The organism is Terrabacter sp. GCM10028922, assembly GCF_042666095.1.
In the GTDB taxonomy this organism is placed as follows: Bacteria; Actinomycetota; Actinomycetes; order Actinomycetales; family Dermatophilaceae; genus Terrabacter.
Genome location: NZ_JBHTFG010000002.1, coordinates 54,398 through 75,596, shown reverse-complemented (window position 1 = coordinate 75,596; position 21,199 = coordinate 54,398). Strand labels below are relative to the sequence as shown.

General features: G+C 71.3%; 18 protein-coding genes and 1 riboswitch. Of the genes, 3 read left to right on the top strand and 15 right to left on the bottom strand.

The features are described 5' to 3' along the window. Position 1: 1 nt before the first annotated feature. Positions 2-772, bottom strand: coding sequence for a CDP-diacylglycerol--glycerol-3-phosphate 3-phosphatidyltransferase (gene pgsA / locus ACFQU3_RS01730; RefSeq protein ID WP_385905569.1), 771 nt, complete (start codon positions 770-772; stop codon positions 2-4). Beyond that, the gene (gene rimO, locus ACFQU3_RS01725) at positions 769-2,235 is read right to left on the bottom strand and encodes a 30S ribosomal protein S12 methylthiotransferase RimO (RefSeq protein ID WP_385905566.1); all 1,467 of its coding nucleotides are present in this window, start codon (positions 2,233-2,235) and stop codon (positions 769-771) included. Before rimO ends, pgsA begins: the two co-directional genes overlap by 4 nt. A 28-nt stretch (positions 2,236-2,263) precedes the next feature. Here rimO and ACFQU3_RS01720 point away from each other — a divergent pair, with 28 nt between their 5' ends. After that, entirely contained in the window at positions 2,264-3,484 is a 1,221-nt protein-coding gene (locus ACFQU3_RS01720) for a dipeptidase (RefSeq protein WP_385905563.1), read from the top strand. Positions 3,485-3,526: 42 nt separating this feature from the next. On the opposite strand, the gene ACFQU3_RS01715 is transcribed toward ACFQU3_RS01720, so the two are convergent. Both ACFQU3_RS01715 and ACFQU3_RS01710 read right to left on the bottom strand, forming a co-directional pair. Then, positions 3,527-4,270, bottom strand: a complete 744-nt coding sequence (locus ACFQU3_RS01715; RefSeq protein WP_385905560.1) for an ion channel — start codon at positions 4,268-4,270, stop codon at positions 3,527-3,529. A 45-nt stretch (positions 4,271-4,315) separates the two neighbouring features. Continuing rightward, complete coding sequence (locus tag ACFQU3_RS01710; protein WP_385905557.1) at positions 4,316-7,231, bottom strand: DNA translocase FtsK 4TM domain-containing protein; 2,916 nt, start codon at positions 7,229-7,231, stop codon at positions 4,316-4,318. Between the two features lie 177 nt (positions 7,232-7,408). After that, positions 7,409-7,535: riboswitch (SAM riboswitch) on the top strand. Between the two features lie 37 nt (positions 7,536-7,572). Between ACFQU3_RS01710 and ACFQU3_RS01705 the strand changes: the two genes are divergently transcribed. Next, the gene (locus ACFQU3_RS01705) at positions 7,573-8,958 is read left to right on the top strand and encodes an aminotransferase class V-fold PLP-dependent enzyme (RefSeq protein ID WP_385905554.1); all 1,386 of its coding nucleotides are present in this window, start codon (positions 7,573-7,575) and stop codon (positions 8,956-8,958) included. A 20-nt stretch (positions 8,959-8,978) separates the two neighbouring features. Here ACFQU3_RS01705 and ACFQU3_RS01700 read toward each other — a convergent pair whose 3' ends face one another. The 5 genes from ACFQU3_RS01700 to ACFQU3_RS01680 all read right to left on the bottom strand — a co-directional run bounded on the left by ACFQU3_RS01700 (position 8,979) and on the right by ACFQU3_RS01680 (position 14,353). After that, positions 8,979-10,073 carry an endonuclease/exonuclease/phosphatase family protein gene (locus ACFQU3_RS01700; protein ID WP_385905551.1) on the bottom strand — a complete coding sequence of 365 codons (1,095 nt, stop codon included), beginning with the start codon at positions 10,071-10,073 and terminating at the stop codon, positions 8,979-8,981. Position 10,074: 1 nt separating this feature from the next. Next, positions 10,075-11,760, bottom strand: coding sequence for a ribonuclease J (locus tag ACFQU3_RS01695; RefSeq protein ID WP_385905548.1), 1,686 nt, complete (start codon positions 11,758-11,760; stop codon positions 10,075-10,077). A 65-nt stretch (positions 11,761-11,825) separates the two neighbouring features. After that, positions 11,826-12,710: a 4-hydroxy-tetrahydrodipicolinate synthase gene (gene dapA / locus ACFQU3_RS01690; protein WP_385905546.1), complete on the bottom strand. Its 885-nt coding sequence runs from the start codon at positions 12,708-12,710 to the stop codon at positions 11,826-11,828. Positions 12,711-13,033: 323 nt separating this feature from the next. Next, entirely contained in the window at positions 13,034-13,513 is a 480-nt protein-coding gene (locus ACFQU3_RS01685; protein WP_385905543.1) for a dihydrofolate reductase, read from the bottom strand. Between the two features lie 27 nt (positions 13,514-13,540). Continuing rightward, on the bottom strand, positions 13,541-14,353 hold the full coding sequence (locus tag ACFQU3_RS01680) for a thymidylate synthase (RefSeq protein ID WP_385905540.1): 813 nt from the start codon (positions 14,351-14,353) through the stop codon (positions 13,541-13,543). 130 nt (positions 14,354-14,483) lie between these two features. Between ACFQU3_RS01680 and ilvA the strand changes: the two genes are divergently transcribed. Further along, on the top strand, positions 14,484-16,070 hold the full coding sequence (gene ilvA, locus ACFQU3_RS01675) for a threonine ammonia-lyase, biosynthetic (RefSeq protein ID WP_385905537.1): 1,587 nt from the start codon (positions 14,484-14,486) through the stop codon (positions 16,068-16,070). On the opposite strand, the gene ACFQU3_RS01670 is transcribed toward ilvA, so the two are convergent. From ACFQU3_RS01670 to paaA, 6 genes are all read right to left on the bottom strand, one after another. Further along, complete coding sequence (locus ACFQU3_RS01670; protein ID WP_385905534.1) at positions 16,067-17,155, bottom strand: NAD(P)-binding domain-containing protein; 1,089 nt, start codon at positions 17,153-17,155, stop codon at positions 16,067-16,069. The genes ilvA and ACFQU3_RS01670 overlap by 4 nt on opposite strands. Positions 17,156-17,256: 101 nt before the next feature. Continuing rightward, positions 17,257-18,432 carry a 1,2-phenylacetyl-CoA epoxidase subunit PaaE gene (gene paaE, locus ACFQU3_RS01665; RefSeq protein WP_385905532.1) on the bottom strand — a complete coding sequence of 392 codons (1,176 nt, stop codon included), beginning with the start codon at positions 18,430-18,432 and terminating at the stop codon, positions 17,257-17,259. Continuing rightward, a complete protein-coding gene (paaD, locus tag ACFQU3_RS01660; protein ID WP_385906581.1) occupies positions 18,433-18,936 on the bottom strand; it encodes a 1,2-phenylacetyl-CoA epoxidase subunit PaaD in 504 nt (167 codons plus the stop codon). Continuing rightward, on the bottom strand, positions 18,936-19,787 hold the full coding sequence (paaC, locus tag ACFQU3_RS01655) for a 1,2-phenylacetyl-CoA epoxidase subunit PaaC (RefSeq protein ID WP_385905530.1): 852 nt from the start codon (positions 19,785-19,787) through the stop codon (positions 18,936-18,938). Before paaC ends, paaD begins: the two co-directional genes overlap by 1 nt. Next, positions 19,784-20,137, bottom strand: coding sequence for a 1,2-phenylacetyl-CoA epoxidase subunit PaaB (gene paaB, locus ACFQU3_RS01650; RefSeq protein WP_385905527.1), 354 nt, complete (start codon positions 20,135-20,137; stop codon positions 19,784-19,786). The genes paaC and paaB overlap by 4 nt, the downstream gene beginning before the upstream one ends. Continuing rightward, a complete protein-coding gene (paaA, locus tag ACFQU3_RS01645) occupies positions 20,134-21,186 on the bottom strand; it encodes a 1,2-phenylacetyl-CoA epoxidase subunit PaaA (RefSeq protein WP_385905523.1) in 1,053 nt (350 codons plus the stop codon). Before paaA ends, paaB begins: the two co-directional genes overlap by 4 nt. Positions 21,187-21,199: the final 13 nt, after the last annotated feature.

Genomic DNA, 21,199 nt, shown 5'->3' with positions numbered 1-21,199 from the left:
GTCAGTCGCGGTTCAGGGTCGTCTCGGTGGGAGCGGCTTCGGTCGACGTCGCATGTGCTGGAGCGTCGTCGGCCGGCGTCGGCGTGGGCTGGCCTGACGCTCGAGCGGCGCGGGTCTCGCGCTGCGCGGCGCGTGCGGCGCGTGCGGCCCGGCGTGCCCTCGTGCGTTCGCTGGTCTCGCGGAGCCGGGCGGCCTTGAAGACGTAGTCGACCCCGCTCAGCACCGTCATGAGGAGCGCCGCCCCGAGCAGGACGTGGGCCGCCGTCGTGAGCACGTCGCCGAACGGCCACTCCCACAACGGGAGCGTGAGCGAGCCGAGCGCGAGGGTCTGGAGCATCGTCTTGAGCTTGCCGCCGCGGCCGGCGGGCATGACGCCGTGTCGGATGACGACGAAGCGCAGCACCGTGATGCCGATCTCGCGCACGAGGATGACGACCGTCACCCACCACCAGATCACCCCGAGCGCGGACAGCCCGATGAAGGCGGTGCCGGTCAGCGCCTTGTCGGCGATGGGGTCGGCGACCTTGCCGAAGTTGGTGATCTCACCGCGACGCCGTGCCAGCTTGCCGTCGACGCCGTCGGTCACCGCGGCGAGCGCGAAGACCACCCACGCCCAGAACCGCCACCACGGCTCGTCACCGCCGTCCTGGAAGAGCAGCACGCCGTAGACCGGCACGAGGAGGAACCGCAGCACCGTGAGGGCGTTGGGCAGGTTCCAGTCGGTGGGCCGCGGCGCCGGCCCCTCCCCCCGGTGGAAGGTCTGTGGCGTCATCGCGGCTCCGCGACGAGGTCGATCCCCTCGGTGCCGACGACGACGGCGGCCACGAGGTCACCGACCCGTGGCCTGGGCGCGCCGTCGGGAACGCGGACGGTCGTCACGCCGTCGACGTCCGGACCCTGGAACGCCGCGCGTCCCACGACCGACCCGTCCTCCTCGTCGATCTCCTCGACGAGCACCTCCACCCGCTCGCCGACACGCTCCTCGGCGCGCTGGGCGTTGAGCTCCTCGACGAGGCGGGTGAAGCGGTCGAGCCGCTCGGCGACGACCTCGGGGGCCAGCTTGCCGGCATACGACTCGGCCTCGGTGCCGTCCTCGTCGGAGTAGCCGAACACGCCCACGACGTCGAGGCGCGCCTCGGTGAGGAAGGCCTCGAGCTCGTCGAGATCGGCCTCCGTCTCGCCCGGGAACCCGACGATGACGTTGCAGCGGACACCGGCCTCGGGGGCGTCGGCGCGCACGCGTTCGAGCAGCTCGAGGAAGGATGCGCGTGAGCCGAAGCGGCGCATCGAGCGCAGGAGCGGCTCGGAGGCGTGCTGGAAGGAGATGTCGTAGTACGGGACGACACCCGGAGTGTCGGCCATGGCGCGCAGCAGGCCGGGGCGGATCTCGGCCGGCTGGAGGTAGGAGACCCGGACGCGCTCGACGCCCTCGATGGCGGTCAGCTCGGGGAGCAGCTTCTCGAGCAGCCCGAGGTCACCGAGGTCCTTGCCGTAGGAGGTGGAGTTCTCGGAGACGAGGAAGAGCTCCTTGACGCCCTGCTGGGCGAGCCACCGGGCCTCGGCGACGACGTCGGCGGGACGGCGCGAGACGAAGGCACCCCGGAACATCGGGATCGCGCAGAACGAGCAGCGGCGGTCGCAGCCGGAGGCGATCTTGAGCGGCGCCCACGGGCGGCCGTCGAGGCGTGCACGGATGACCCGCGGCCCGGACGCCGGCACTCCGAGCCCGTCCGCTCGGTCGGCGTCCCCGTGGCCCGGCAGCGCCACACCGGCGGCCCCCTGCTGGCGCTCGATGGGGGTCAACGGAAGCAGCGCGCGCCGGTCGCCGGGCACGTGGCTCTCGACGTGCCCGCCCGCCAGGATCGTCTGCAGGTGCGAGCTCATGTCGCGGTAGGAGTCGAAGCCGAGCACGGCGTCGGCCTCGGGCAGCTGGTCGGCGAGCTGCTTGCCGTAGCGCTCGGCGAGGCAGCCGACGGCCACGACCTTCTGGGTGCGGCTGCCGTCGCCCTTGAGGTCGGAGGCCTCGAGCAGTGCGTCGATCGAGTCCTTCTTCGCCTGCTCGACGAACCCGCACGTGTTGACCACCGCCACGTCGGCCTCGGCGGCGTCGTCGACGAGGCGCCACCCCTCTGCGAGGAGACGGCCGGCGAGCTCCTCGGAGTCGACCTCGTTACGGGTGCACCCGAGGGTGACGAGTGCGACGCTCTTGTCGACGCTCGGGTGGGGTGGGGTCATGCGTCCACTCTAGATGGCGGGGTGTTCAATGGCCGACATGCTCGCAAGCGCCCCCCTCGGACAGGCCGACCCGCTCGCGAGGGCCCGGGCGCTGCTGCGTGAGCACCCCCTCGTCGACGGGCACAACGACCTCCCGTGGGCTGCTCGCGAGCTGGCCGGCTACGACTTCGAGGCGCTCGACGTCGGGAGTCGGCTGACGACGACGCAGACCGACCTGCCACGCCTCGCGGAAGGCGGTGTCGGGGGGCAGTTCTGGTCGGTGTTCGTGCCGAGCACCCTCCAGGGCGACTCGGCCGTGACGGCGACGCTGGAACAGGTCGACGCCGTGCACCGGATGATCGGCACGTACGCCGACCGGCTGGCCCTCGCCCGCACCGCAGACGAGGTCGAGCGGGCCACCGCGTCGGGACGCGTCGCCTCGCTCCTCGGTGCGGAGGGCGGGCACTCGATCGGCTGCTCGCTCGCGACGCTGCGCCTGCTGCACGTCCTCGGCGTCCGGTACCTCACCCTGACGCACAACGACAACACGCCGTGGGCCGACTCCGCGACCGACGTCCCGGTCGTCGGAGGGCTCAGCGAGTTCGGCCGCGAGGTCGTGCGCGAGATGAACCGTCTCGGGATGATGGTCGACCTCAGCCACGTCGCCGCGAGGACGATGCGCACGGCGTTGGAGACGGCCGACGCCCCCGTCATCTTCAGCCACTCCTCGGCGCTCGCCCTGTGCGACACACCGCGCAACGTCCCGGACGACGTGCTCGCGGCCCTCACGGACAACGGTGGCATCTGCATGGTGACGTTCGTGCCCGAGTTCGTCTCTCCCCCGACTGCCGAGTGGCGCGTCGAGGCCGCGGCGGCGGCCGCCGAGCTCGGCGTCGACGCCAAGGACTGGGAGGCGTTCGGACGCTTCACGGCCACGTGGCAGCGCGAGCACCCCAAGCCGGACGCGACCATCGAGCAGGTCGTCGCCCACGTCGAGCACGTGCGCGAGGTCGCCGGCATCGACCACGTCGGCATCGGCGGCGACTACGACGGCACCGACACCTTCCCGATCGGTCTCGAGGACGTCAGCGGCTACCCCCGCCTCGTCGCCGCCCTCCTCGAGCGCTCGTGGTCGGAGCGCGACGTGGCGCGGCTCGTGCGCGGCAACACCCTGCGCGTCATGCGTGACGTCGAGGCGGTCGCCCGCGACCTCCAGACGACGCGGGGGCCGAGCCTGCGGACCTTCGCCGAGCTCGACGGCACGGCCTGAGCGCGAGGCGGCCACACGGCATTCCTCCTGCGGCCGGCTGGCCTACTGGCGGAAGCGCGCGATGGTGAGCCCGACGAGGCGGGCGACGACGAGTGCGACGTAGAGCATGCCGGCGATCTGCTGCAGCAGCACGAACGCCCGCGCGTGCGGCTCGACCGCGTAGATGTCCGACAGGCCCGTCGAGGTCATCGTGGTGATGGAGAGGTAGAGCAGCTCGAACCACGAGCGGGTGCCGGGGTTGACCTCGCCGTAGATGGTGAAGGAGTGCGGCCAGATGAGCTGGACGGCGACGTAGAGGTAGGCGAAGCCCCACGCAACGATGGTGAAGGTCGCGCCCGTCGCGTAGAGCTCGTCGCGGGTCACCCAGTTGTCGGCGAACATGTACCGGAGCAGGCCGTAGCCCGTGTAGATGTAGAAGAGGGCGTGGAGCAGGGCGCTCCAGAACGCGACGACGTTGTTCTCCGGCCAGACGGCCTCGGCCACGGTCAACGCCACGACGGGCCCACCGAGCACGACCGCCACCCAGGTGAGGGCGGGTGTGGCCCGGACGGCGCGCACGGCGAGGAAGAGCACGACGAGCCCGATCAGGCCGAAGATCGCCCTGCCGGTCTCGCGGACGTCGTCGCTGCGCGTCTCGATGAAGGGGTAGGCCAGCAGCGCCGCGAGCTGGGCGAAGAGGAGCAGGGCGCACGGCAGCTCGATGATCTTGCGCCGCAGGCGCTCCAGCCGCGTCGGTGGACCCGCTCGACGCGGCGATGACGGCCAGAGCTCAAGCGACGCACTCACGATTGGGACTCTAGTGCCGACGCTGTCCTGAACGCGTCAGGAGCGTCAGTAGCGCTCGCGGCCGCCGCGGTCGGTGAGGTTCCAGGCATCCTCGGACTCCTCGTCGTCCTCGTCGACCGTGCGCGTCATGTCTCCCGGCGTCCACGACGCCGTGGGCACGGCCGTCGTCTCGTCCTCGTCGAGGCGGCGCTCGCCACGCTCCGCGACGATCGATGCGGTCCGCGGCGGCGCCGGGGCCACGTCGTCGGGCTCGTACGCCGCCGACGTGTCGGGAGGCTCGACGACGACCGGCGGGGCGGCATACGGCTCAGCGGGCTCGACGATGTCGTCGATGTCGGCGGGCTCGTTCGGGTGCGGGACGTCCTCGCCGCGCAGCAGCGCGAGCGTCTGCGTGAGGTCGTCGGGCCGCACGAGGACGTCGCGCGCCTTGCTGCCCTCGCTCGGGCCGACGATGCCTCGCGACTCGAGCAGGTCCATGAGGCGGCCGGCCTTCGCGAAACCGACCCGCAGCTTGCGCTGGAGCATCGACGTCGAGCCGAACTGCGTCGTGACGACGAGCTCGGTCGCCTGGAGCAGCACGTCGAGGTCGTCACCGATGTCGTCGTCGATCTGCTTCTTCGGGGCCGCCACGGTGACGTTCTCGACGTAGTTGGGCTTGAGCTGGGTCGTGACGAACTTGACGACCTCGTGGATCTCCGACTCGTTGACCCACGCGCCCTGCACACGCATCGGCTTGCTCGCTCCCATCGGCAGGAAGAGCGCGTCGCCCTGCCCGATGAGCTTCTCCGCGCCGGGCTGGTCGAGCACGACGCGGCTGTCGGCGAGCGAGCTCGTCGCGAACGCCATGCGCGAGGGGACGTTGGCCTTGATGAGACCGGTGACGACGTCGACGGACGGCCGCTGCGTGGCGAGCACGAGGTGGATGCCGGCGGCGCGGGCGAGCTGCGTGATGCGCACGACCGACTCCTCGACGTCGCGCGGGGCGACCATCATGAGGTCGGCGAGCTCGTCGACGACGACGAGCAGGTAGGGGTAGGTCGTGATCTGACGCTCCGAGCCGGGCAGCGGCTTGACCTTGCCGGCGCGGACCGCCTTGTTGAAGTCGTCGACGTGCTTGAAGCCGAAGGCCGCGAGGTCGTCGTAGCGCTGGTCCATCTCCTTGACCACCCAGGCGAGGGCCTCCGCGGCCTTCTTCGGGTTGGTGATGATGGGCGTGATGAGGTGCGGGATGCCCTCGTATGCCGTGAGCTCCACGCGCTTCGGGTCGACGAGGATGAGGCGCACCTCCTCCGGCGTCGCGCGCATGAGGATCGAGGTGATCATCGAGTTGACGAAGCTCGACTTGCCCGAGCCGGTGGCCCCCGCGACGAGCAGGTGCGGCATCTTCGCGAGGTTGGCGATGACGTAGGCGCCCTCGACGTCCTTGCCGACGCCCATGACCATCGGGTGCTCGTTGCTGCGCGCCGTGTGGCTGCGCAGCACGTCGCCGAGCGCGACGTTCTCGCGGTCCAGGTTGGGGATCTCGATGCCGATGGCCGACTTGCCCGGGATGGGGCTGAGGATGCGGACGTCGGCCGACGCGACGGCATACGCGATGTTCTTGGACAGCGCGGTGACGCGCTCGACCTTGGTGCCCGAGCCGAGCTCGACCTCGTAGCGGGTGACCGTCGGTCCGCGGGTGAACCCGGTGACCGCGGCATCGATGTCGAACTGGTCGAAGACGCCGGTCAGCGAGTCGACGACGCGGTCGTTGGTCTCGCTGCGGGTCTTGTGCGGGGCGCCGGGTGTCAGCATCGCCTGGTCGGGCAGGCGGTAGGTGATGTCGCCGCCGAGGCTCAGCTGCTCGACGCGCGCCGGCATCTCCGACATGGGCGGCGGGATGAGCTCGGCCTTGGGGCCGACCCTGCCCGTGTCGGGGGCACCGAGAGTCTTCGGGTCCGTGGCGTCGATCACCTTCTCACCGGCGGGACGCGGCGCGAGAAGGCCCGGAGCGGTCGGACGCTTCTCGCCGGGGCGCAGGCGCGTGGTCTCCTCGTCCTCGAGCGCCTTCTGCGCCGCCTGGCGGAACGCCTCGTCGCCCTCACGCTCGGAGAGGTCGACGGCCTTGCGCCGCGCACGCTTGACCGCGGCCGCGGGGGCATCGGCGTCGTCGACGTCAGCAGCAGGCTCGTCGTGGTGGCCGCGGTCGATGACGAAGGCACGCAGCTGACGCAGCCGCGTCGGGATCATGTTGACGGGCGTGGCAGTGATGACGAGCAGGCCGAAGAGGCCGAGCAGGACGAGGAGGGCGAGCGCGCCGTACGTCGAGACGGCCGCCGCGAGGGGGCTCGAGGCGAGGAAGCCGAGGATGCCGCCCGCCGCGCGCATGCCGTCGGCGCCGTCGGGTGGGTTCGGGATGCCGTCGGCGAGGTGCGCGAGACCGCAGGCCGCGAAGGTCAGGGCGATGGTGCCGACGACGATGCGGTTGGTCGTCGCCTCGTCCTGCGGGGCCCGCAGCATGCGCAGGCCCAGGGCCAGCAGGACGAGCGGCACGGCATACGCGACGCGTCCGAAGGTGCCGGCGAAGACGGCGTGGACGACCTGCCCGAAGGTGCCGGACACGCCCCACCACTCACGCGCGGCGACGACGACGGCCAGGGCGATGAGGGCGAAGCCGATGCCGTCACGGCGGTGCTCCGGCTCGAGGTCGGCGGCGCTGTGTCCGACACGGCGGACCGCTCCCCCGGCCATGTGGGAGACGCCCATCCACGTGTTGCGCATCGCGTTGAGCGGGAAGGGAAGGCCGCCGTCGCGGGTCTTGGAGGCCGTCTTGGACGCCGGCTTGCGTGCCGCGGGCTTGCGCTGCGCGGGCCGTGTCGAGCGTGCGGCGGGCGGGCGCGACGAGGCACCCCCCGTGGGCGCCTTGGCGCGTGTGGCCGCGGCGGTGCTCGGTCGCTGGCTGCTGGACGGACGTGACCCCATGCTCGCACCGTACGTCAACGCACCCCTGAACTCACGTGTCACACGCGCAACAGCGCCGACCAGCTGCGCCGCCACGCAGCAGGTGGCGGCGTGCTCGTCCTGCCCGCGTCTCAGATCGCGACACCCCCGGACCCTTCGGTGGACAGTTCCGCTGGACGCGCCCTATCGTCATGGCCAGGTCATGAGTGCCAGTGACAAGCCCCGGCTCGCTGGCCAGCAACCCTCCTCCGCGGTGGGGTGCTCCGGGTGACGACCAGGTCGACCTCGAAACCGCTCATGCGATCGAGGCCGGCAAGCGCGGACCCGCATCCGGTGGGTCCCCAGGACCCAGGAGCAGTGTCATGTCGGTTCTTCCCACCACGTCCCTCTGCGGCGGCGCGCCTGCGCCGGTCGTGCGCACCCGCGCCCTGCACGTCGTGCCCGAGGCCCGCGCGCTCCCGGCGGTCGTCGGTGCCGACCTCACCGTGCCGACGCTCCACGGCGAGGTGGGCTACGCCAACCTCGACCACGCGGCCTCGACGCCGGCGCTGGAGACGGTCAAGGCCGCGGTCGACCGCGCGCTCGAGACGTACTCGTCGGTGCACCGTGGCGCGGGCTTCGCCTCTCGTCTCACGAGCGCCTGGTACGAGCAGGCCCGGGCCGAGGTCGCATCCTTCGTGGGGGCACGCGAGGACGACACCGTCGTCTTCACCCGCACGACGACCGACTCGTGGGCGCTGCTGTCCAAGGCCCTGCCGAGCCGCACGACGGTCTTCGTCTTCGGCACGGAGCACCACTCGACGCTCCTGCCGTGGGGCCGCTACCGCACGGTTCGCCTGCCCGTCCCGCAGACCGTCGAGGACGCGTGCGCCCTCCTCGAGGAGGCCCTGGCCGACCATCCGTCGCGCAACCGCCTCGTCGTCATCGCGGCCGCGTCCAACGTGACCGGTGAGGTCTGGCCGGTCGAGCGCTTCGCAGCCCTCGCCCACGAGCACGGCGCCCGGATCGCCGTGGACGCCGCACAGCTCTCCGCGCACCGCACCATCGACCTCGCCGCCTGGGACGCCGACTACGTCGCGTTCTCCGGGCACAAGACGTACGCACCCTACGGTGCGGGCGTCCTCGCGGGCCGGTCCGACTGGCTCGACGCCGGCAACCCCTACCTGCTCGGCGGCGGGGCCACGCGCTCGGTGAGCGAGGAGGGCACGACGTGGGCCACCGGCCCGGCGCGGCACGAGGGCGGCAGCCCCAACGTCATCGGCGCGATCGCCCTCGCCGCCGCGTGCGCGACGATCAGCCGCCATCGCGAGGTCATCGAGGCGCACGAGTCCCGGCTCCTCGAGCGCCTGCAGCAGGGCCTCGGCGAGGTCCCCGGCGTCGAGGTCCTCTCGATCTTCGGTGACGACAGCGACCGCGTCGGCGTCATCGCGTTCACCATCGACGGCTGGGACTCCTCGCTCGTGTCACAGGTGCTCTCGGTCGAGCACGGCATCGGAGTGCGCGACGGCAAGTTCTGCGCTCACCTGCTCGTCGACGAGCTGCTCGAGGACCCGTGGGGCGAGCGCTCGTCCACCGCGGTCCGCGCCAGCATCGGCCTCGGGAGCACCCTCGAGGGCGTCGACCGCCTCGTCGCGGCCGTCAATCGCCTCGTGGAGCAGGGCACCGACGCCACGTGGACGCTCACCGAGACCGGGTGGGCCGTCGAGGGCAGCGACCCCCGCGACGTCGAGGTCGAGCGGCCCTGGTGAATCCCGGCGAGTGACCCGCGTCAGCGGGTGGGCAGCGAGTAGCTGGCCCACACCGCGGCGTGGTCGGTGCCGTTGAAGGCCACCTGTCCGGCCGAGACGAGGGTCAGGCCGCGGGCCAGGACGTGGTCGATCTGCACGAACGGCGGCAGCCGGTTGCCGGCGAAGGGCCACGTGCGCACCCAGCCCTGCCCGTCGGAGCGTTGCGCGTCGGCGAGCCCGGAGGCCAGGTCGCGGAAGCCCGGGTGGTCGAAGCCCGCGTTGAAGTCGCCGGCCATGACGACGAGCTCGTCGCCGTCGAGCCGCTGCTTCCACGTCTGGAGCGACCTGAGCCCCGCGCGCCACTCGTCCGTGTCGCCGCGCAGCGGCGCCGTCGGGTGGGCGACCTTGAGACGCACCGAGCCGTTCGGCACCGTGATGTCGAGCTCGGGCTGGACGCTCGGCGTGCCCTCGACCGCCGGGTCGGTGCCGAGACTGCGCACCGACAACGGGTAGCGCGACAGCACCATCGTGCCGGTGAAGGTGTCGGCGCGCGCGATGCCCTCGCGCACCATGAAGTAGTCGCCCGCGCCGGCCGCGTCGAGCCGGCGCAACATCGCCGGCGTCGCCTCCACGACGACGAGCACGTCGACGGCGTGGTAGCGGACGGCATCCATGAGCTGGTTCGCGTTGGCGCGGCCGGACCAGACGTTCGCCGACATGACGGTGAGGTCACGGTCGGCCTTCGGCTGCGATGACGCCCGGAACGCCGGTGCCGCGACGGTGGCTGCGACGGCGAGCGCGACGACGACCGGCAGCAGCAGCCACCAGCGCCGCAGCAGCAGTGTCGCGACGCAGAGCAGCCCCAGCCCGACGGCGACGAACGGGCTTGCCGTCTGGAGCACGACCACGACGTAGGCCGTCGAGTCGAGCCAGCGCAGCGCCCCGACACCCGCGAGCACGGCGAGGGCGAGCCCGATGGTGACGTCCGCCAGCCGGTGGAGCCGCCGCCGCCGGCGCGCCACCAGTGCGGTGTCCGCGGCCGCGTCTTCGTCTCGCAGGGAGTCGTCGACCTCGGAATCACCAGTGTCCCCGGTGCGGTCTGGACCGGCCTCCCCCGGGGCCGTCTGGACGATCACGTCACGCCTGCAGCACGACCGGGATGATCATCGGCCGACGGCGGACCTTGCCACCGACCCACGAGCCGACGGCCCGGCGCACGACCTGCTGGAGCTGCTGGTCGTCGCGCACCCCGTTGGCGACGGCCTCCTCGACGGCCCGCTCGACCTTGGGGATGACCTGCTGGAAGATCTCCTCGTCCTCGACGAAGCCGCGAGCCGTGATCTCGGGCCCGCTCGCGATCTTGCCGGTCGCGGCGTCGAGCACGACGATGCACGTGATGAAGCCCTCGTCGCGCAGGATGCGGCGGTCCTTGAGCAGCGCCTCGTCGGCGCCGCCGACACTGCTGCCGTCGACGTAGACGTAGCCGCAGTCGACGACCCCGACCACGGACGCCTGGCCGTCGACGAGGTCGACGACGACGCCGTCCTCGGCGAGCACGACGTTGCGCTCGGGGACGCCCGACGCGACCGCGAGCTGGGCGTTGGCGTACATGTGGCGCCACTCGCCGTGTACGGGCAGCACGTTGCGCGGCTTGACGATGTTGTAGCAGTAGAGGAGCTCGCCGGCGCTCGCGTGGCCCGAGACGTGCACCTTCGCGTTGCCCTTGTGCACGACGTTGGCGCCGAGGCGCATCAGGCCGTTGATGATGCGGTAGACGGCGTTCTCGTTGCCCGGGATGAGGCTGCTCGCGAGGAGCACCGTGTCACCGGGGCCGACGTCGATGCGGTGGTCGCGGTTGGCCATCCGCGACAGGGCAGCCATCGGCTCACCCTGCGAGCCCGTGCAGATGAGGACGAGCTCGTCGTCGCGCAGGCTCTCGATCTTCTTGATGTCGATGAGGATGCCGTCGGGCACCTTGAGGTAGCCGAGCTCGGCCGCGATGCCCATGTTGCGCACCATCGAGCGACCCACCATGGCGACCTTGCGGCCTGCCTTCTCCGCGGCGTCGAGGACCTGCTGCACACGGTGCACGTGGCTGCTGAAGCAGGCGACGATGACGCGGCGTTGCGCGTGGCGGAACACCTTGTCGATGGCCGGGGCGATCTCGAGCTCGGGGGTCGTGAAGCCGGGGACGTCGGCGTTCGTCGAGTCCGTGAGGAAGAGGTCCACACCCTCCTCGCCGAGCCGCGCGAAGGCGCGCAGGTCGGTGAGGCGGCCGTCGAGCGGCAGCTGGTCCATCTTGAAGTCGCCCGTGTGCAGCAGCGTGCCGGCCTCGGTGCGCACGAACACCGCGAGCGCGTCGGGGATCGAGTGGTTGACCGCGACGAACTCGAGGTCGAAGACGCCGACCCGCTCTCGCTGCCCCTCCCTGACGGCCATGGAGTACGGCCGGATGCGGTGCTCCCTGAGCTTGGCCTCGACGAGGGCGAGGGTCAGGGTCGAGCCGATGAGCGGGATGTCGCTCTTGAGGCGGAGCAGGTAGGGCACGGCGCCGATGTGGTCCTCGTGCCCGTGCGTCAGGACGATGGCCTCGATGTCGTCGAGGCGGTCCTCGATGTAGGTGAAGTCCGGGAGGATCAGGTCGACACCCGGGTGGTGGTCCTCGGGGAAGAGCACGCCGCAGTCGATGACGAGGAGCTTTCCCTTCGTCTCGAGGACGGCCATGTTGCGTCCGACCTCCCCGAGCCCGCCGAGCGCGACGACCCTCAGGCCGTTGTCGGGGAGGGCGGGGGGCGTGGTCAGCTCAGGATGGGGGTGGCTCACAGGTGTCCTGTCATTCGGTGGTGCTGCCGGGCCGTCGCGGGCTCCGGTCAGAGGTCATGGGGCGGTCATCCGACCGCCGAGAGGGCCTCGCGGACGAGCGCGGCCTGCGCGTCGTCGGCCTCGACGAGAGGCAGGCGAACGGCCGCCGACTCGATGAGGCCCTGGGCGAGGAGACCGGCCTTGGCCATGATCGCGCCCTGGGTGACGTTCATGACGGCGTTGACGATCGGCGTCAGACGCCGGTGCACGGCTCGGGCGTCCTCCCACCGGCTCTCGAGGACGGCGTCGGCCATCTCCCGGTATGCCGTGGGCGCCACCTGGGAGGTGACGCCGACGAAGCCGACCGCGCCGTTGACGAAGTGGGCGAGGTTCATCGCGTCGTCGCCGGAGTACCAGTCGAGGCCGGTCGCCTGCATCATCTCGCTCGCGAACCACAGGTCGCCGCGGGCGTCCTTGACGGCAGCGATGCGCTCGTGCTCGGCGATGCGCAGGTAGGTCTCGCGGGCGATCGCGATGCCGGACCTGCCGGGGATGTCATAGACCATGACGGGCAGGTCGCTCGCGTCGGCGAGCGCCGTGAAGTGGGCGACGAGGCCCGCCTGCGGAGGCTTGTTGTAGTACGGGGTGACCGCGAGGACGGCGTCGGCGCCGGCCTTCTGCGCCAGACGCACCGACTCGATGCTCTTGGCCGTGTCGTTGCTGCCCGCACCGGCGATGATGACCGCGCGGTCGCCGACGGCCTCGATGACAGCCCGGAGGAGCTCGTCCTTCTCGTCGGCGGACGTGGTCGGCGACTCACCGGTCGTGCCGGAGATGACGAGGCCGTCGTGGCCCGCGTCGACGAGATGCGTCGCCACTCGCTGCGCCGCGTCGAGGTCGACCGACCCGTCAGCCCGCATGGGCGTGACCATCGCCGAGAGAACACGTCCGAGTACGGGTGCGGCAGCCATGGGGCCAAGGTTAGCGCCAGTGTCCGGCGATCATCCCGGCGCGCCCACCGGCAGCCCCGCCGGACCTGGGATGTTTCGCGCGCTCGCACTCGGAACGCGCGCTCGTGAGGTCGAGCGCGCGCCATCTCGCGCGCCTCGGCGGCGGATCGCGCGCTCCAGGCATGAGCGCGCGAAAAGGGGGCCCCCGGCATGCAGAAGGCGAGGCACTACTCGCTCGGGGGTCCGAGTAGTGCCTCGCCACCCCCTACATCGCACGCGCTCCGGCGGTGTTACACGCGAGTAGCAAGATTCTTCGTGCGAGGCACCATGCGGCCGCGGTGAGCTCAGTCCCGACGCTCGTAGGTCACCCACGCGAAGCCGTCGCGATCGTCTCGGGCCGTCTCGACCCAGACGGCCGGGTCGATGTGCGGGAAGGTCACCGAGCCCTCCGGGGACAGGTCGACCTCGGTGACGAGGAGGCGGGCGGCATACGGGATGGCCTGTCGGTAGACCTCTCCCCCACCCACGACGAAGACCTCGTCGGCGTCGCCGACGAGGGCGAGGGCCTCGGGCAGCGAGTGCGCGACGTCGACGCCGGGATGGCTCCAGTCGCGCTGGCGGGTCACGACGACGCTGCGCCGGCCCGGCAGCGCGCCCATCGAGTCGAAGGTGCGCCGACCCATGACCATCGGGTGGCCCATCGTCGTGCGCTTGAAGAACTTGAGGTCCTCGGACAGGTGCCAGGGCATGCTCAGGCCGTCGCCGATGACGCCGTTGCGTCCCACGGCGGCGATGAGCGTGACGTTGTGCATCACCTCGGTCATGCGGGCAAGAATCGCAGACGGGTGAGGTCAGACGGCGATGGGTGCCTTGATGCCCGGCTCGGCGACGTAGTCGAGCAGCTCGAAGTCGTCGAGGTCGAACTCGTCGATGTCGTGCTTGTCCGGGTTGATCCGCATCGTCGGCAGCGCATGGGGCGTGCGAGTGAGCTGCGTGCGGGCCTGCTCGAGGTGGTTGAGGTAGAGGTGCGCGTCGCCGAGGGTGTGGACGAACTCGCCCGGCTCGAGGTCGGTCAGCTGGGCGACCATCTGGGTGAGCAGCGCGTAGGACGCGATGTTGAACGGCACGCCGAGGAAGATGTCCGCGCTGCGCTGGTAGAGCTGGCACGAGAGCCGGCGCCGACCGTCGTGCCCGGGCGGCGAGACGTAGAACTGGAACATCGTGTGGCACGGCGGCAGCGCCATGTCGTCGACGTCGGCGACGTTCCACGCCGACACGATGAGCCGGCGGCTGTCGGGGTTGGTGCGGATCTGCTCGATGACCTTGGCGATCTGGTCGACGCGGCGGCCGTCGGGCGTGGGCCACGAGCGCCACTGGTAGCCGTAGATCGGGCCCAGGTCGCCGTCCTTGTCGGCCCACTCGTCCCAGATCGAGATGCCACGCTCCTGCAGCCAGCGGACGTTGGTGTCGCCGCGGAGGAACCACAGCAGCTCGCCGATGATGGAGCGCAGGTGCAGCTTCTTCGTCGTCAGGGCCGGGAAGCCGTCGGCGAGGTCGAAGCGCATCTGGTGGCCGAACACGCTGAGGGTGCCCGTGCCGGTCCGGTCGGACTTCTCCTGACCGTGGGTCAGGACGTGGTCGAGGAGGTCAAGGTACTGCCGCACGCCCGCAGCCTAACCCCGGCGCCCGACAGTCCCGCCCAGGCACGCAGGCGTATGCCGCCGGGCGCGCGGGCGCGTCTCGTGCACTGGTCCCAGCGGACGGGAGCAGCGGGGCGGCCCTAGTCTCGGAGGCATGGCGACCGTGTCCGTCGAGGGCGGCACCGCGGCGGCGGCGGCAGCAGGCGCGGAGCACCTGCGTGAGGTCCTGCGCGCCCCGGTCTACGAGGCCGCTGTGGTGACGCCGCTCGAGGTCATGGAGTCGCTCTCGACGCGCCTCGGGAACACGATCGAGGTCAAGCGGGAGGACCGGCAACCGATCCACTCGTTCAAGCTGCGCGGCGCCTACACGTTCATGCGGCAGCTGGACGACGCGCAGCGGGCCCGGGGCGTGGTGGCCGCGTCGGCCGGCAACCACGCGCAGGGCGTCGCGCTCTCGGCCGCTCTCCTCGGCATCGAGGCCGACGTCGTCATGCCGGTCACGACGGCCCCGATCAAGGTCGACGCGGTCCGCGCGCACGGGGCTCGGGTGGTCCTCCACGGCGACACGTTCGACGAGGCCAAGGCCGAGGCACTGCGACTCGCCGACGAGCGCGGACGCATCTACGTCGCGCCGTTCGACGACCCGCTCGTCATCGCCGGACAGGGCACGCTCGGTCTCGAGCTGCTCCAGCAGGACGCTCACCTGGACCGCATCTTCGTCCCCGTCGGTGGCGGCGGGCTCGCTGCGGGCGTGGCCACGCTCGTCAAGTACCTCATGCCGGCTGTGCAGGTCATCGGGGTCGAACCCGACGACGCCGCGTGCCTCACCGCGGCCCTGGCCGCCGGGCGACCGGTCGAGCTGCCGGAGGTGAGCAGGTTCGCGGAGGGCGTCGCCGTCAAGCGCATCGGTGACCGGACCTTCGAGCTGTGCCGCGAGCACCTCGACGACGTCGTCACCGTGAGCTCTGACGAGATCTGTGCGGCGATCAAGGACATCTTCGAGGACGTGCGGGCCGTCGCCGAGCCGGCCGGAGCCGTCGCCCTCGCCGGGCTCAAGAAGTACGTCGAAGAGCACGACATCCACGGCGAGCGCCTCGCCCACGTCCTCTCGGGCGCCAACGTCAACTTCCACACGCTGCGCTACATCTCCGAGCGCGCGGAGGTCGGGGAGCACCGTGAGGCCCTGCTCGGCGTGACGATCCCGGAGCGGCAGGGCTCGTTCCTGACGTTCGTCCGGGCCCTCGCCGGGCGGGCCGTTACGGAGTTCAACTACCGCCTCGACGACACGTTCGAGGCACGGATCTTCGTCGGCGTGCAGCTGACTCGGGGGCTCGCCGAGCGCGCGGAGATCATCGCCGAGATCGCCGGGGCCGGCTACGAGGTGATCGACCTCTCCGACGACGACACCGCCAAGACCCACGTCCGCTACATGATCGGCGGGCATCCACCACAGTGCCGCGAGCGCGTCTACTCGTTCGAGTTCCCCGAGTACCCGGGCGCCCTGCTGCGCTTCCTCACCCAGCTCGGCACTCGCTGGAACATCACGATGTTCCACTACCGCAGCCACGGCGCCGACTCGGGGCGCATGCTCTGCGCCTTCGAGGGCGTCGACGACAACCCCGCGGAGGCCGACGACTTCCGCCGGCACGTCGAGGACCTCGGCTACCCGTGCAAGGACGTCACGGCGAGCCCGGCACTCTCCTACTTCCTGCTGTCACGCCCACGGCACTCGGCGATCTAGGCGACGGCCTCTCGGCCGCCCGTGAGCTGCCGCTGGACGGCGCGGGCGGCCGTCCGCCCGGCACGGTTCGCTCCGATCGTCGACGCCGACGGTCCGTAACCGACGAAGTGGATGCGGGGGTCAGCGGTCGACGTCGTGAACGTGTGCTGGTCGAAGGGTGCGAGGAGGCGTATGCCGCCGTGCTCGCTCCTGAGGTGGAGGGCTCCCAGGTGCCCCACCGTCGGGCGGAAGCCGGTGGCCCAGATGATGACGTCCACCGGCTCGAACGACCCGCTCGACCACCGCACGCCGTCCGGCTCGATGCGGGCGAACATGGGGCGCCGCTCATAGGCGCCGAGCTCGGCGGCGCGCTGTTCCTGGGGGCGGAGCACGAGGCCGGTGACGCTGACGACGCTGCGGGGTGGCAGGCCCTGAGCCACGCGCTCCTCGACGAGTGCGACGGCCCGGCGGCCGACGTCCGGCGTGAACTCCACCGTGCGCCAGACCGGCTCACGTCGTGTCACCCAGATGGTGTGCGCCACCGGCGTGAGCTCGCCGAGGAGCTGCACCGCGGACGCTCCCCCACCCACGACGACGACACGCTTGCCGGCGAGCTCGTCGGGCCCTCGGTAGTCGACGGTGTGCAGGTGCCTGCCCCGGAACCTCCCCATGCCCGGGTAGTACGGCATGAAGGGCGTCTCCCAGGTGCCGGTCGCGTTGACGACCGACCGGGTCAGCCACGTGCCTCGGGTCGTCTCGACCCGCAGCAGGCCATCCGGGTCGTCGTCGACGGGAGCGACCGAGGTGACACGCACGGGCCGCACGACCGGGAGGTCGAAGTGCCGCTCGTACTCCGCGAAGTAGCGCGGCACGATGACGTTGGCCCGGTCCGCCGGCGTGTGCTCGGGGACGGCCATGCCGGGCAGCTCGGCGATGCCGTGGACGTCCGACATCGTGAGGCTGTCCCACCGGTGCTGCCAGGCGCCGCCCGGCCGTTCGTTGGCGTCGAGCACGACGAACGGCGAGACTCCGAGCCGCTTCAGGTGGTGCGCTGCCGAGAGACCGGCTTGCCCAGCCCCGATGACCACGACCTCGACCACGTCCACGCCCCGTCCAACACGCCTGCTGCCGCCCGTGTTCCACGCCGCAGTGCACAGGGATGTCGGCGGGCACCGTCGCCCGTCACGGCGGCGAGCCCGCGAACGGCTCAGGCGTCGTAGTCCAGGCTGACCTCGTCGGTGACCGGGTGGCTCTGGCAGGCGAGGACGATGCCGGCCTCGACCTCCTCGGGCTCCAGGGCGTAGTTGCGATCCATCCGGACCTCTCCCGAGACGAGACGGGCCCGACAGGTGCCGCACACGCCGTTGGTGCAGGAGAACGGCGCGTCGGGCCGCGCACGGAGCGTCGCGTCGAGGATCGTCTCCTCGCGGCTGGGCATCGGGATCACGGTCGTGCGGCCGTCGAGGTTGACGGTCACGGTGGCCTCCGGCGGCGCCGAGTCGTCGACGACGACCTTGCGCCTGGGCTCCGTGCCGTCGTCGACGTGGAAGATCTCGTGGTGGATGTGGTGCTCGTCGACCCCGCGCTCCTTGAGCAGCGCCTCGGCCCCGGTGACCATGCCGAACGGGCCGCACAGGTACCACTCGTCGACGGACTCCAGGGGCAGCAGCGCGGCGAAGATCGCCGTGAGCCGCTCAGGGTCGAGGCGGCCGTGGAACAGCTCGACGTCCTGGGCCTCCCGCGAGAGCACGTTGACGAGGTGGAAGCGCCCGGGGAAGCGGTTCTTGAGGTCCTCGAGCTCCTCGAGGAACATGATCGAGCTCGTCCGCCGGTTGCCGAAGAGCAGCGTCGCCCGGGAGCCGGGCTCCTCCTCGAGCGCACTCGTGAGCAGCGAGATCACGGGCGTGATGCCCGAGCCCGCCGCGATCGCGACGTGATGACGTATGCCGTCCGGCTGGGTCGGGCACGTGAACGAGCCCTGCGGGGTCATGACGTCGACGACGTCGCCCGCGCTGACGACGTCGTTGAGCCAGTTGGACATCCGGCCCTCGGGCACGCGGGCAGCCGCCACTCGCAGACGGCGCCCGGTGGGGTCGGCGCGCCGCGACTGGCAGATCGAGTAGGACTGGCGGACGTCGTCGCCGAGAATCGTGGCCCGCAGCGTCAGGTGCTGACCGGGCTCGAAGGCGAACTCGTCGACGAGTTCGGCTGGCACCTCGAACGTGACGGCGACGGACTCGTCGGTCAGGCGCTCGACGGAGGCGACGGTGAGCGGGTGGAAGCGCGCCCGGTGCCGCGCGGACGCCGAGGCGAGCGCGGTGCCGGGCGTCTCGGAGGTCGTCGCGGAGGGCACGGCGGCAGGCGGGGTCGTCACGTCGGTCATTCAGATGGCCTTGAACTCGTCGAAGGGCTCGAGGCACGCGTTGCACCGGCGCAGGGCCTTGCACGCCGTCGAGCCGAAGTGGGCGATCTCGCTCGTGTCGGTGGAGCCGCACCGCGGGCAGGCCACGACGTGCCTGCTGAGGCTCACCGCCACCGGCCCACGTGTCTCCCCCGCCACCGCGCCGGGTGGCGCGATGCCGAACCGCTCGAGCGCCGCCCGGCCCTCGTCGGTCATCCAGTCGGTCGTCCAGGCGGGTGACAGCTGCGTGCGGACGTCGGCGGAATACCCCCGTCGGCCGGCCTCGAAGACGATGCGCGACGCGATCGCCTCGATGGCCGGGCAGCCGCTGTAGGTGGGCGTGATCGTCGCCACGAGGGTGTGGGCGTCGTCGTCGACCGCGACGGATCGCAGGATGCCGAGGTCGGCGATGCTGATCACGGGAACCTCGGGATCTGGGATACGGGAGATCGCTTCTGCAACAGGCGATTCCACTGCCATGAGCATCACCACGTCGCGCCGGGGTGGGAGCGCGCGATGTGCTGCATCTCGGCGAGGAGGTAACCCATCGGCCGCGAGTGCACTCCGTCGCGACCGCCGCGCGAGCGCCACGGCGAGTCGTTCGGCAAGGTCAGGGTGGCCTCGTCCACGACGCGGGCCACTCGGGCCACGACGGCGTCGTGCAGGCTGGACGGCAGCACGCCCACGCCGAGACCGGCTGCCAGGACCGACGCCTCGTCGTCGTCGAAGAGCTCTGGGAGATATGGCAGCACGCGCTCGAGCGCCGCCTGCATGCGGCGGTGCGACTCGTCGGTGCCGTCGCCGAGGCGCACGACCCACAGCGAAGCGTGGTCGAGGTGGTAGCGCACCTCCTTGAGGGCCTTGCCTGCGACGCCCGCGGCGACGTCGTCGCCGGAGCCGGCCAGCGCGGTGTGGAGCTCGACCTGGCGGGCCGAGAACCACAGCAGCCGCGCCATCTCGTCGGCGAAGTCACCACGCTCCTGCTCGACGAGGTGGACGTTGCGCCACTCGCGCTCGTCGCGCTGCATCGCGTAGTCGTCCTCGCCGCGGCCCGTGCCGTCGATGGAGCCGATGTACGGGTAGAGGGCGCGCGCCTGGCCGAGCAGGTCGAGCGCGATGTTGCCGAGCGCCATGTCCTCCTCGATCTGGGGGGCGTTGGTCATCCACTCGGAGAGGCGCTGGGCGTAGACCATCGCGTCGTCGGCCAGACCGAGCAGGTGTGCCGCGTAGGGCTTCTCGCCGCGCCCGACGTTCTCGGCTGCTCCCGGAAGCGGCTCACGCTCGGCGGACTCGGCCGCGGAGGTGGCCGCAGCCGGGTGGGTCACGTTCTCGCTCACAGGTACTCGACATCCTCGGGCACGTCGTAGAACGACGGGTGCCGGTAGACCTTGTCAGCAGCCGGGTCGAAGAACGAGTCCTTCTCGGCGGGGCTGCTCGCGGTGACGTCGTCGGCGCGAACCACCCAGATCGAGACGCCCTCCTGGCGGCGGGTGTAGACGTCGCGCGCGTTGCGCAGGGCTAGCGTCGCGTCGGGGGCGTGCAGCGAGCCGACGTGCACGTGCGACAGGCCGCGCTTGCCGCGCACGAAGACCTCCCAGAGCGGCCAGCTGCGCTCCGCGTGGGGAGCCTCGGCAGGAGCCTGCGGATCGTGCGAGTCGGTGCGGGGCGGGTTCGTGGCTCCGCTCACGCGGCACTCTCCTTGGTCCTCGTGGCGTGCTTGACGGCATACGCGGTGGCGGCTTCGCGCACCCAGGCGCCGTCCTCGTGGGCGCGACGGCGGTGCGCGATGCGCTCGGCGTTGCAGGGGCCGTCACCGCGCAGCACCTGCCAGAACTCGTCCCAGTCGATCTCGCCGAAGTCGTAGTGGCCGCGCTCGTCGTTCCAGCGCAGCTCGGGGTCGGGCAGGACGATGCCGAGCTTCTCGGCCTGCGGCACCATCATGTCGACGAACTTCTGGCGCAGGTCGTCGTTGGCGAACCGCTTGATCCCCCACGCCATCGACTGCTCCGTGTGCCCGCCCGTGGCGGCCTCGCCGGTGTCAGGCGGGCCGAACATCGCGAGCGCCGGCCACCACCAGCGGTTGGCGGCGTCCTGGGCCATCGCCTGCTGGGCCTCGGTGCCACGCATGAGGGTCCACAGGATCTCGAAGCCCTGCCGCTGGTGGAACGACTCCTCCTTGCAGACGCGGATCATGGCGCGCGCGTAGGGACCGTAGGAGCATCGGCAGAGGGGCACCTGGTTCATGATCGCCGCGCCGTCGACGAGCCAGCCGATGGCTCCGCAGTCGGCCCACGTGAGGGTCGGGTAGTTGAAGATCGAGGAGTACTTCTGCTTGCCGTCGTGGAGCCGGTCGAGCAGCTCCTGCCGGTCGACGCCGAGCGTCTCGGCGGCGCTGTACAGGTAGAGCCCGTGGCCCGCCTCGTCCTGCACCTTCGCGATGAGGATGGCCTTGCGACGCAACGACGGGGCCCGGCTGATCCAGTTGCCTTCGGGTTGCATGCCGATGATCTCGGAGTGCGCGTGCTGGGCGATCTGGCGGACCAGCGTCTCTCGGTACCTCTCGGGCATCGCGTCGCGGGGCTCGATGCGCTGGTCGGCTGCGATGAGGGCATCGAAGTCGTCACCGACGCCGTCTCGACTGTCGCGCTGCTCGTCGTGGGCCGCTGCCGCGTCGTACGCGTCGGTCTCGGCCGCGTTCAGCGGTTCGTTCGGGTCGATGACGTCGTTGCCATACATGAGTCCAGTATGC